Source organism: Oceanobacillus halotolerans (assembly GCF_010993955.1).
Taxonomy (GTDB): Bacteria; Bacillota; Bacilli; order Bacillales; family Amphibacillaceae; genus Oceanibacillus_A; species Oceanibacillus_A halotolerans.
Genome location: NZ_WIXL01000001.1, coordinates 678,537 through 690,388, shown reverse-complemented (window position 1 = coordinate 690,388; position 11,852 = coordinate 678,537). Strand labels below are relative to the sequence as shown.

Annotated in this window: 10 protein-coding genes; 3 read left to right on the top strand and 7 right to left on the bottom strand. The window is 39.6% G+C overall.

Going from position 1 to position 11,852, the window contains the following annotated elements:
• Positions 1–633: 633 nt before the first annotated feature.
• The 3 genes from GHC26_RS02955 to GHC26_RS02945 form a co-directional block, all read right to left on the bottom strand.
• Positions 634–2,040 (bottom strand): APC family permease, encoded by a 1,407-nt coding sequence (locus GHC26_RS02955; protein WP_163969740.1) that lies wholly within the window; start codon positions 2,038–2,040, stop codon positions 634–636.
• Positions 2,041–2,071: 31 nt separating this feature from the next.
• Complete coding sequence (locus GHC26_RS02950) at positions 2,072–3,412, bottom strand: aminotransferase family protein (protein ID WP_163969739.1); 1,341 nt, start codon at positions 3,410–3,412, stop codon at positions 2,072–2,074.
• A gap of 433 nt (positions 3,413–3,845) precedes the next feature.
• On the bottom strand, positions 3,846–4,190 hold the full coding sequence (locus GHC26_RS02945; RefSeq protein WP_163969738.1) for a DUF3006 domain-containing protein: 345 nt from the start codon (positions 4,188–4,190) through the stop codon (positions 3,846–3,848).
• Between the two features lie 545 nt (positions 4,191–4,735).
• Here GHC26_RS02945 and GHC26_RS15845 point away from each other — a divergent pair.
• The 3 genes from GHC26_RS15845 to GHC26_RS02935 are packed head-to-tail and all read left to right on the top strand — an operon-like array spanning position 4,736 to position 6,249.
• Positions 4,736–5,086 (top strand): MBL fold metallo-hydrolase, encoded by a 351-nt coding sequence (locus tag GHC26_RS15845; protein ID WP_226376828.1) that lies wholly within the window; start codon positions 4,736–4,738, stop codon positions 5,084–5,086.
• A gap of 3 nt (positions 5,087–5,089) precedes the next feature.
• Entirely contained in the window at positions 5,090–5,980 is an 891-nt protein-coding gene (locus GHC26_RS02940) for a helix-hairpin-helix domain-containing protein (RefSeq protein ID WP_226376836.1), read from the top strand.
• A gap of 2 nt (positions 5,981–5,982) precedes the next feature.
• Positions 5,983–6,249 carry a DUF3006 domain-containing protein gene (locus GHC26_RS02935; protein WP_163969737.1) on the top strand — a complete coding sequence of 89 codons (267 nt, stop codon included), beginning with the start codon at positions 5,983–5,985 and terminating at the stop codon, positions 6,247–6,249.
• A gap of 44 nt (positions 6,250–6,293) precedes the next feature.
• Here the strand turns inward: GHC26_RS02935 and GHC26_RS02930 are convergent, their stop codons facing one another.
• The 4 genes from GHC26_RS02930 to GHC26_RS02915 all read right to left on the bottom strand — a co-directional run bounded on the left by GHC26_RS02930 (position 6,294) and on the right by GHC26_RS02915 (position 11,443).
• Positions 6,294–7,556: a metal-dependent hydrolase family protein gene (locus GHC26_RS02930; protein ID WP_163969736.1), complete on the bottom strand. Its 1,263-nt coding sequence runs from the start codon at positions 7,554–7,556 to the stop codon at positions 6,294–6,296.
• Positions 7,557–7,584: 28 nt separating this feature from the next.
• Complete coding sequence (locus GHC26_RS02925) at positions 7,585–8,787, bottom strand: hypothetical protein (RefSeq protein ID WP_163969735.1); 1,203 nt, start codon at positions 8,785–8,787, stop codon at positions 7,585–7,587.
• A gap of 396 nt (positions 8,788–9,183) precedes the next feature.
• Positions 9,184–9,975 carry a putative hydro-lyase gene (locus tag GHC26_RS02920; protein ID WP_163969734.1) on the bottom strand — a complete coding sequence of 264 codons (792 nt, stop codon included), beginning with the start codon at positions 9,973–9,975 and terminating at the stop codon, positions 9,184–9,186.
• A 340-nt stretch (positions 9,976–10,315) separates the two neighbouring features.
• Complete coding sequence (locus GHC26_RS02915; protein ID WP_163969733.1) at positions 10,316–11,443, bottom strand: NAD(P)/FAD-dependent oxidoreductase; 1,128 nt, start codon at positions 11,441–11,443, stop codon at positions 10,316–10,318.
• Positions 11,444–11,852 lie beyond the last annotated feature (409 nt).

Below are 11,852 nucleotides of genomic sequence, written 5' to 3'. Positions count from 1 at the left end.
TGTCTAGCTTCGACGGACAGGACGTCCTAGTGCCGATAGTCATAAGGACGTGGCGTTATCATCGGCCAGCACCTACCCCCTCGAGGTCTTAAGTCAATCCTCTTTGTGGCAAAAAGCACAACGCCGAGGCTCGACTTAAGCTTGGCAGATAAGAAAAACTTTCTTACTGCATAAGTGCAACTAAGGCTTTCGCCACTTGGCGAAAAGCCAAGTTTTCTAATCGGGGGTAACCAAGGCGCTTCCGCTTTTCTATTGAGGAAGCTAAAAGCGTCTGTCCGCGGTAAAGAAGACACTGTGAAAACGAATAGTTTGAACAGATGTCGCACTTATGCCCCTGGTGAAAGCGAAGTGTATTTCCGTAGCGGTATTCATAGCTAAACTATTGCGTATAATCCATCTTATGTGCAGGATGTTGATACCTTAAAGCAACAATCTTTTAGTAAACAGCCAATTCAATGATGATGGAAAAGCGATCAACGAATAACCCCTCGTTGTTTCGCTTTTGTCAACATTAGAAAAAACAGAACAGGTTAGCAGCTTTAAAGACAGTTCGATGTCGTTAAAATGGGAACCTATCACGTAAAAATGTAAGGCATTCACCAATCACGTGATGGTGAATGCCAAGTTTTCTAATTATGCAATGCGATCTATTTCTTTATTCATTTGTTCATCAGCATATTCTACCCCATATTTAGACATGGATACCTTATACAGAATTGCACCTAATACAATCCATAAGCCAATAATCACCCACTCATATGGCCAAATTAAGGAAGAAGGCATACCAGGCATGTATAAAAGCGTAACTCCTGCTGCCATCACAACCGCTACCCAGCCAATTGTTGCGCCACCTGCAAGTTTGAACGGTCGTTTCATTTCTGGCGCTTTTTTCCGTAAGATAATAAAGGAAATCGCAACCATTAACCAAGCTACCACCAATCCAAGTCCACCTGCATCAACAAGCCAAACAAGTGCTGGTCGACCAAACAATGGAGCAATGGTTGAGAGAATTCCGATTAGCAATATTGCCTTATGTGGTGTATTGTATTTTGGGTGTAACTCACCTAATGATTTCGGGAGCATTCCAGCACGTGCTAAAGCATAAATTGCACGACTTCCACCAACAAAGAAACCAATCCAGCTCGTTAAAATACCACCAATACCACCTAATACTAAAATATTCCCCATCATTCTACTGTCTCCAAATGCTTTAGCCATAGCATCTGCTGTTACCAACTCTGAGCCGCTAACCTCGCCAGGGGTCATAACACGGGAAACACCAAATATGATGGCTATATACCAAACTACAGCTAATATGACAGATATAATCAGTAACTGACCAATTTTCTTTTGTGGTAAATCAATCTCTTCTGCTGCCTGTGGAATGACATCAAATCCGACAAACATAAATGGTGTCATGATGACAACTGTTAACAATCCTGCCATACCATTTTCCACTAATGGTTGCATATTACTCGCGTTACCAGATGCAGTACTTCCCGTAATCAAAAGTACTCCTGCGATTAAAATTAGTAACGTCAAAATAAACGTAATGGCTGTCGAAAGTTTAATGCCTCGATAATTAATCCACGTAATGAGAATGGAACCTGCCATTCCGATCCCAACCCATGTCGCTGTTACATCCCAACCTGATATGGTATACATATAACCTTGACTGTAATTAGGGATCAAATATTCAAATACTGTCGGAAGAGCAACTGCCTCAAAGGCTACAACTGATACATATCCAAGTATGACCGCCCACGTTGTAATAAATGAGGCCACTCTCCCCATTGCCTTATAACTATAGACATGCTCCCCACCTGCTAATGGTAGAGCTGAGGCAAGTTCAGCATAGGTAAGACCTACTAATATCACCAGTAATCCACCGACAGCAAATGCAAGTATTGCGCCAAGTGATCCAGCCTCAGTAATCCATAAACCGGCTGTCACCACCCAGCCCCAGCCAATCATTGCACCAAAAGCAAGTGCAATAACATCCTTGTTGCCGAGGATTTTTACTAATTTTTGATCAATCATACTTCTCCCCCTATTTTCCTCTATTCTATTTTTAGTTTGTAACTAGTTGTGTTTGCACAGCTTTGATTGCATCATATAATTTTTCGATCATGGTATCGATTTCGGATTCAGTCATAATCAAAGGCGGTGCAAAACAAATAATATCGGTGCTATCATAGGTAACTGGTCGGCATATTACACCTCGTTGGTGCAGTCCCTCAATCACTTTAGGTGCTACGTTTAATGATGAAGAAAAATGTTTATTGGTTTCAGGGTCTTCCACTAATTCAACAGCACCTAAAAGACCTTTAGCTCGAACATCACCAACAATATTTAGACCTGACTTTACTTTCTGAAACCCTTTTAGCATCTGTTTACCCATCTTTTGGGAGTTTTCGACTAGACCTTCACGTTCTATTATTTCAATATTTTTTAGTGCCACTGCAGCTGCAGTTGGATGACCACTATAAGTAAAGCCGTGGAATAGCGTACCTTTTGACTTTTCTTTTAGAACATCGTGAATGGCATCAGATACAACAACACCACCTAATGGGATATATCCACTAGTTACCCCTTTCGCAAACGTTATTAGGTCTGGTAGTACATCCCAATGTTCTACCCCAAACATTTTTCCAGTACGGCCAAAACCAGTAATCACTTCATCAGCAATAAATAAGATGCCATATTGATCACACACTTTTCGTACTTCATTAAAGTAATCGACTGGTGGGATTAAAACACCACCCGCACCTTGGACAGGCTCGGCAAGAATGGCAGCGACATTTTCTGCACCATTCTCCTCAATGACCTGAATTAAGGATTCGATTGCTTCTTTTGTTCCTATTTCATATGGAGGTTTTGCATGGATGAAATCTGTCATCATATGACCTGCCATATCCCAAAATTCAGGAATACCTGTAGCACTAGTTGATGCTGCTGCCACCCCATGGTATCCCCGTTTAAGTGAAATGATCTTACGGCGATTTGATTTCCCTTGAATTTTCCAATAGTGGCGAACTAATTTAACAGCGGAATCATTAGACTCTGAACCGCCTGATGTAAAAAAGGTCGCATTGAACCCTTCAGGTGTAATAGAAGCTATTTTCTTTGCTAATTGTATTGCTGGTTCATGACTAAAAGTAGAAAACGCAGAACTGAATGCTAATTTTTCCATTTGTTCTGCTGCTACTTCCGCTAATTCTTTTCGTCCATGACCAATATTTACATTCCACAAGGATGACATCGCATCAATGTATACGCTTCCGTTTTTGTCCGTTAAGTAAATCCCTTCTCCTTTTTCTACAATTAATTTAGGCCCTTTTTCCTGCTGTTGCTGGATCGATGACGTTGGATGAAGAAAGTGTTTTTTGTCTAATTCGATTAAGTTTTTCATTTCGATTCCTCCCTAACATTGTCTTCATTTTCTCTTCAACACATAAAAAATCAGTCATGAAGACAAGAAAGACACAGATAAAGCCTCCTAATCGATAACTGGATTTAATCTAAGAATTGCTCTACTTCTCCAGTAAAGTCATTTAGATTTAGCAGTTAGTAATATAATTTTTTAATTATTTATAATTTAACAAAAATTTTAAACAGAGTCAAGCACATTTGGAAGCTTAACTCATTCGTTGGGGTTTTCGACTCGACAGGATATGGAAAGCTACGACAGCAATACATCGCACAAAGCAAAAGTGCTTTTCTTTTGCGAGGACGTGCCAATACTGACGTTGCGATTGACATGACGTTCTTAGTCAGCCTGCCAGTTAATATGTGATAAATTAGCTATTTCATGATCTTTATTCTTTCACTACAAAATTTCTCCTCTAGTTAGCTATTTCATCTATTAATTTTTTAATTATCTCTTTCCTATTTTCTGTTAATGTATCATCAATAGAAACAACCTTATATTCCCCATTCTCTATTGTTAAGTGGAACCATGTGTTTACTTTACTTCCAGCTGGTAATTGTTCCTTTCTTACGGTAAACTCTGTCTTAAACTCCTCTACTAAAATAACAGCATATCCACCTTCAAAACGGTCTAATACTCCTCTTTGATCACTTGTTATATGGGAAGTATTATCAATGACTATGGGAGAACTACTATTTAATAGAAGTAAGATGGCCAAAACGATAATTCGGAAACGGCGTTTATCTAAATGTATTTTCATTGGCATTTTCCTCTATATTTTTAGGCTGTTTTCTAAAAGATTATTGACGCATTATATAGATGTTGCGACTGCAAAAACAACAAAGAATACGAAAAGGAGCCTATTTTTTATCTTCATTTAAACATCTTTCTGTAATACATGCACATCCATAAAAGATTAAAATACACCTAGTAAATTAGTCCAAAAATAGTATTTTCCAACACAAAAAATAAAAATGAACCTCTTATAAATAGGAAGAACTACATTATATATCAATGTAAAATCGCCAAACCAGACAATATTGTGCCTAGCATTTTTTCCATACATTTGATAAGCTGATGGGTGATAAAGCCCAACTCTGATGAGGGCTCGACGCTCAGGACGTGCTAGTACTGGTGTGGCGATTGATGTGGCGGTTTTAGCCAGTGAGACTCGACAGGTCAAGGAAAGCTACAACAGCGACACATCGCACGAAGGAAAAGTGCTTTTCTTTTGTGAGCATGTCACGTTTTCGTCAGTCTGCCAGTTAACATGGGATAAAATTACAGCTTAGGGGAAGTGTAACCATGCATAAACGTTTTATAGTAGTGTTTCTTTTCACCTTATTATTAGCTGCATGTGGTAGCGGAACATCTGATAATTCGGGGGACGAGCACTCACAATTAGATACATCTACAAATGAAAAAGAAACTATTGAAATAGAAGAGAATGAAACAGAAGCAACAAACGAATCAGATGAAGATGATGAAGCCAAAGAGGTACCGAAACCCTCATCCGATTTAACCGTTCATTATATCGCTGTCGGTCAAGCAGACGCCACACTTTTCCAATATGCAGATGAGGAAAGTTCCTACAATATTTTATTTGATACAGGAGATTGGCGTCGGAATGATGTTATAAACTATTTGGATGCATAAAACATTTCGTCAATAGACTTAATCATCAATAGTCATCCTGATGCTGATCACATTGGTCAATTAGCCGAAATCGTGAATAATTACGAGGTCGGAGAAGTTTGGTTGTCTGGAAATGAGAGCACCTCCCAGACGTTCCAACGCGCACTTGAAGCTGTTTTAGCAAGTGATGCCAGCTACCATGAGCCGAGAACAGGGGAAACATTTGACATTGGTCCGATGCAAATTGATATTTTACATCCTGGGAGCATTTCAGGAAAAGCTAATGAAGAATCGATTGCTGCTAAATTTACGTATGGCGATGTTTCCTTTGTTTTCACAGGGGATGCTGAAAAAAGTGGTGAAAAACAAATGATGGCAAGTGGTATTAATGTGGAGGCAGATATCTTGCAACTTGGTCACCATGGTTCTAATACTTCGAGTGATCCAACCTTTATTGATACAGTTAATCCATCTATTGCCATTTATAGTGCCGGAGCTGATAACACCTATGGTCACCCACATGCTGAAGTGATCTCCTACTTACAAGATTCGGGAATTACCGTATATGGAACTGATGTCCATGGCACAATTGTTGTAGAGACAGACGGAAGTGAGTTTTCTATATTAACAAATAAAGATGGTACGATCAGTCCAGAAAGCACTGGTTCTTCTAATAACGACAGCAGCTCAACCCAGTCAAACGATGGGGAGTCATCAATCGATGGATGTGTCAATATTAATGAAGCAACTGTAGAAGAATTACAGGAAATTACACATATTGGACCTGCTCGTGCTGAAGCTTTAGTAGAACTACGACCATTTCAATCACTAGATGAGCTAACTAATATCAATGGGATTGGACCTGCTCGTATAAAGGACATAAAAGCAGAAGGAATCGCTTGTATAGGAGGATAAGAATGAAAGGCATTGTAGATCGGATAGAAGATAACAATCAAGCTGTTATTTTAATAGAAGAAAAAAACGAACAATTCACTGTTCCTGTGGAGCAGCTTCCACCAGGGGCTAACGTCAACACCTATTTGGAAATAGTAGAACAACATGGTACTTATACCATCCAAGGCATTGATAAAGCTGCAACGGAAAACGAAACGGCCAAAACGAAAGACTTAATGGAAAAACTCCGTGCCAAAGGGAAAGGCAGTAAGTTTAAACGACATGAATAAAAGCCTGTATGGTGTTATCCCACCATACAGGCTTTCTTTTGCAATTATGCCGTCACAGCAGCTTGTGTTTTTTCTTCTTTGACTACTTTTCCGTCTTTGACAACCGTTACAATATTTGCAATGTCTTCTAACGAACTAATGTCAGCAATTGGATCTTCTTTCGTAATCACAATATCGGCTAATTTTCCTTCTTCCACTGTGCCAATACGATCATCCCATCCCATACATTCTGCGGCAACTTTTGTTGTGGCAACAATGGATTCCATCGGTGTCATTCCAATTTTACACATTAGGTCTAGTTCACGTAAGTTTGTACCATGTGGCATGACGCCAGCATCTGTCCCCATGGCTATTTTCACACCTGCTTCATAGGCCTTTGCTGCGCTTTCCTGATGAATTTCAATAACATCACGAGCCTTTTGCACCGCATATTCTGGTAAGTGATTACTGGATTCTGCCGCTTCTAAGACTGAAACAGGAGCCAGTAATGTTGGTACAAGGTATGTTCCATTTTCTAGCATTAGTTCAATTGCTTCATCATCTATGAAAATACCATGTTCAATAGAATGGATGCCTGCACGTACAGCGTTTTTAATCCCTTCATAGCCTTGTGCATGTGCCATTACTTTTACCCCAGCACGATACTCCGCTTCTCGGACAATAATTTCTAATTCTTCTGGGGAGAATTGTGTGAACTCCGGACGATCAGTTGGACTCATCACACCACCTGTCGCATGGACTTTAATAATATCTGCACCAGCACGAAGCATTTCTCTTACTTTTTGATGAACTTGGTCTGGACCATCACATACACCACTCGGCATAGAAGGATAGCTGACCCTTGTAATATCTGTTCCAGAACGCATCCAGGAATCACCATGTCCTCCAGTGATCGTAAGCGGGTTAATACTTACTTGCATTCGAGGACCTTCTACATGTCCGCGCTCAACTGCTTCTTTTACACCAACATCTGTAAATCCTGCATCTCGGACTGTTGTAACACCAGCATTCAATGTATTGCGCATATAGTCAATCGTCTCATAAAACTTCAATGAAAATGGCGTTTCCAACGTTTCTTGGGTTGATTTTTTCTGCATCGTCATGTGTACGTGCGTATCAATCAATCCTGGAAGAATAAACCCATCATTTGCATCAATCACGTTCACATCGCCATCAACTGTTGGCATATCTTCCGCTTTTCCAACCGCGTCAATTTTATTATCCTTCAGTAGTACAGCAGCTCCTTTTACGGGATCTCCACCATTTCCATCAATTAATGTTCCATTTTTGATCAATGTGTAACTCATCAATTATTCACGCTCCGTTTCGATTTTTTTAGATTGTGCCTATTAGAATACTGGCAACAACAATTGATGCGATCGTTACTGTTGTAAAACCACCAACCAACATTGGGGTTAATAATTCATTAAAGATAGCCTTTTCTTCTTTTTCGTCTTTTCCAACACTTCTTGCTACTTCCTCACAAAGAATATAGTCACCAGGAAAACCAAATAACGCTGTCAATGCGACTGGAATTCCTTTGTTTGTATCCCACTTACATAACTTAGAGGCGACATAACCACCAATCATAATCCCTGTTACCCCAACTGCTAAAATAAGAAGAACAGGTGGTAAATAGCCAACAAACATTCCTGGTGTTACATCATTCATAGATGACATAACAAAAACGATTAACAGTGCCATGGTGATTCCAAATGAATTAGCACGTTCCATAATGCTTCCAGTAAAAAATCCAAAGTACGTTCCTGTAATACCAATAGCAAGTGCCCACAGACTATAGCTCAATCCAGTTAAGTTTTCCAGTCCAATTGCCAACGATGCACCGAGAAATACTTGAAATAACAAAATAATATGGGTTTGATATTTCTCAGGCAGTAATGTTTTAGCAGTTGTTTCTTCTTTCTCTTTTTCTTTCTTTTTCACCGTAGTTGCAGCATCTGCCGTTGCCGTCGTTGCAGCTGTCTCTGATTGACTGCGAAGCATTTCTTTTACGGTGTTTCCACGTTTACGTAAGAAATGAGTCGCTAATGGCATCCCTATAAACTTTTGCAATGCGAGAACTAATACTGGAATCGTCACTAAACTTACCATTCCAAGTTCCTGCAAACGTTCAGAAGTTATAATAAATGCAATGATTCCTCCTGTTAATGGTCCAATTCCTACGACTGACTCGGTATAGCCAATAAACGGTGTAACAATTAGGATAACGAGAATAGCCGCAATTGTAATTCCAGATAGTGCAATCAATACTGCCTTATACTGTTCCTTAATTTGTTTAAACGGAATTAATGTTCCCATGTGTGTGATTAATACAGCAGGTAACATCGCAGCAAACGCTGTTAAATTTGCTCGATCTGCTATATCAGCAGGAAATACTCCCGTCCAGAGTAAAATTAAATAACCAAATGCAACAACAAATAGCATTGGGACTCTTGCTCTTGTAATTATCGAAATAAATTCACCAAGTGCGAAAAGTCCGAAAATTAACATTGCAGCAAAAATAGGTTCATCAAACACAATACCACTTCTTTCTCTTATCGTTTTTTATTAAATCCCTCTCTCTACTCTCCTACACGACGACGACAGGCTATCCGTTACAAATTACCTAATTACATTGGTTCACCTCCGTTTCCTAAGTGGAATGGTATTATTTTATATGAAAAGAAAACTCTTTCATATCCTCCTCAATATGCTAAGATGATAAGATTAGAAGTGTTAACTTTCGTTTGCTAATTAACTAAATTGTTAAATGATTTGGATAAATTAGTAATCATTCTATTACTTTCAAATTGGAGTGTCAACCAGATTTTAGTACTTTTTTCAAAAAATTTTGATGAAAGCGTTTTATTCTAATTATTGTCCGATTTGAGTCAGTAGAATAAAAAAATGGAACAAGTATTTGCTCCATTTTTTCTACATCACACCTAATTTTTCATCTTTCCAATCGGTAATAAACATATGTCCTGGTGCATGTGTGATCATAATTTCTGGTCTAGCATGCATGGCAACAGCTTGTGGGGTCACACCACAGGCCCAAAATACGGGGACTTCTCCTTCTTTCACCGTAACACGATCCCCAAAATCTGGCTGGTCCAAATCACTGATCCCTATTGTTTCTGGATTTCCAATATGAATGGGTGCACCATGCACAGATGGAAATCGGCTAGTTACTTGAACCGCACGCGCTATATCTTTTTCCGGGATTGGCCTCATGCTGACGACCATTGGCCCCGAAAAGACACCAGCTGGTTCACAGGAAAGGCACGTTTGGTACATCGGGACATTGCCGTTTTCTTCTATATTGCGAATCTCAATCCCATTTTTCATTAACGCATTCTCAAATGTAAAACTGCAACCCACTAAAAATCCTACCATATCTTGATCCCATAGATCGGTTATATCATATGTTTCTTCAGTTAACACACCATTTCGATATACTCGATACCTTGGAAGATCTGTTCGTAAATCAGCATTAGGTGCAACAATAGGCGGTGTGGAGGAGCCCGGATCTGTGACATCCAGTACTGGACAAGGCTTTGGATTACGCTGGCAAAATAACAAAAAGTCAAACGCTTCTGTTCTCGGTAAAACGACTAAGTTGGCTTGAGTATAGCCACTGCAAACACCTGTCGTTGGTTTGGTCCAATGTCCCTTGCGAATTTTTTCTCGAATGGATGCTGGACTACTAACTTGAACTTGTTGCATCCGTTTCACTCCTATCTTTCATAAAATTTTTCACTACAAAAATTATTATTTATAATGTTACTACATCCATAAGTGCCACTCTTTTCAATATAAGTAACTTTCCTATAATTGTTAATACAAACGATAATAACAAAACAGGAAAAACCCTGGAACTGTATGCCGGGGTTTTTGTGTTTTACTTTTTAATAATAAATATGTTTAGTAAGATGCCAACTAACAGCAGCATGCCTTATAAAGCTAACTCATTCGGTGGGGTTTCCGACTCAACAGGACGTGCTAGTGCTGACGTGGCGATTTTAGTCAGCCTGCCAGTTAACACGTGATAAACTAACCCTATTGATTATACTTTTTCTTGGATTGTAATGGCGCGCATCGGGTCATATGGTGATAGATCAAAAGATACTGATTCATCATTTGCTAAGGAAGCTGCTATTTTTCCAACATATGGTCCCATCGTAAGTCCAGAAGCACCTAGCCCATTTGCCATAATTATGTTTTCCTGATTCGTGATGCTGCCCACTAATGGTAAACGATCTGGACCCATTGGACGAAAGCCGATACGAACCTCTTTTAAGGTGCTATCCTCTAGTCCTGGAGCAACATCTAACGCATGGTCTAGTACCTCAGAAATTCCACCAGGTGTCAGGCGATAATCAAATCCGGCCCCTGTCTCTCGGGTCGCACCTGCTACTACACGTGAGTCATCAAATGCTAACATATAATGACTCGTATGTGGCAGGACAACTGGCCAACTGGACGTATCTGTATGTGATAATGTCATATGCGCGATTTGTCCGCGCTGTGGCTCAATGTTAACTTGAACCCCAATTGGAGTTAACAGTGAGTTGACCCAAGCTCCTGCAGCAACAACAAGTTTATCTGCTTTGATCACCTCACCATTAACCTCAATCCCTGTCACTCTATCTTTTTGTTGTGTAAGTGTTGCCTCACCATTTATACATTTTGCACCATGCTTTTCAGCTGCACGCTTCAAAGACGCTCGCATTAACCTGCCATCGACACGAGCAGCACCAGTTATATAAACAGCTTCAAGTTCTGGATTCAGAGGTGGAAATAAGGCTTGAGCCTCCTCTCCAGTTAGTCTTTCTATATCCCCTGCTTCTGGTGATGATTTCCGTTTTTGTCGTACACGCTCCTCGACATCATCGAGTAACTTTTTGTCTGAACTAACACTTAATGCACCAACTTTTTTATAGCCAACGTTTACTTCTCCATCTGCTTCTAATTGAGCGATAAGATCTGGATAATAAATCGCACCTCGTTTGGCGAGCTCATAGTGATTCTCATCCTCTACCCTTGATATCCAAGGACAAACAATCCCCGCACCTGCTGCTGTTGCATTGCCTTCATGTTGTTTATCTACAAGAACAACTTCTACTTGCTTTTTAGCCAAGTGATAGGCAGCACTTGCTCCAACAATTCCACTTCCAATCACAACAACCTTCATTTTTTCACCCCAATAGTAATTTTCAAAAAATTATAAAGGTTATTATAAAAGGTGTCAAATAATTGATTCAGACTTTTTTGATGCGAGTTTTCTTACACTAAATAATTAAAAAAGCTGCCGAGTGTAGCTTGACATCCTGAAGTTTAATAGAAGACGTCTAAAAAGTGTCCTTATTCCGCTAAATGGGAAAATTAAGCAGGATTTTAAAGGGGTATGAATCCTAGTTCCGTTATATGGCCTAAAACAGTGAAAAATAGAAGGAAAATAGAGTAATAGTGGAATGAGGATTCATCCGAGGCTAAATATGAGGTGTTTTCATTGGAATAGCGGAATGTAGAACCACCTTTATTTTCTGGTAGATCGTCATTCCGCTATTTTATATCAAACTAGTATTTGGTGTGGAAGGAGA

Excerpts from the sequence above, each read along its gene's own strand:
- GHC26_RS02955 (WP_163969740.1), bottom strand. The coding sequence starts at position 2,040 with ATGATTGATCAAAAATTAGTAAAAATCCTCGGCAACAAGGATGTTATT.
- GHC26_RS02950 (WP_163969739.1), bottom strand. The coding sequence starts at position 3,412 with ATGAAAAACTTAATCGAATTAGACAAAAAACACTTTCTTCATCCAACG.
- GHC26_RS02945 (WP_163969738.1), bottom strand. The coding sequence starts at position 4,190 with ATGAAAATACATTTAGATAAACGCCGTTTCCGAATTATCGTTTTGGCC.
- GHC26_RS15845 (WP_226376828.1), top strand. The coding sequence starts at position 4,736 with ATGCATAAACGTTTTATAGTAGTGTTTCTTTTCACCTTATTATTAGCT.
- GHC26_RS02935 (WP_163969737.1), top strand. The coding sequence starts at position 5,983 with ATGAAAGGCATTGTAGATCGGATAGAAGATAACAATCAAGCTGTTATT.
- GHC26_RS02930 (WP_163969736.1), bottom strand. The coding sequence starts at position 7,556 with ATGAGTTACACATTGATCAAAAATGGAACATTAATTGATGGAAATGGT.
- GHC26_RS02920 (WP_163969734.1), bottom strand. The coding sequence starts at position 9,975 with ATGCAACAAGTTCAAGTTAGTAGTCCAGCATCCATTCGAGAAAAAATT.
- GHC26_RS02915 (WP_163969733.1), bottom strand. The coding sequence starts at position 11,443 with ATGAAGGTTGTTGTGATTGGAAGTGGAATTGTTGGAGCAAGTGCTGCC.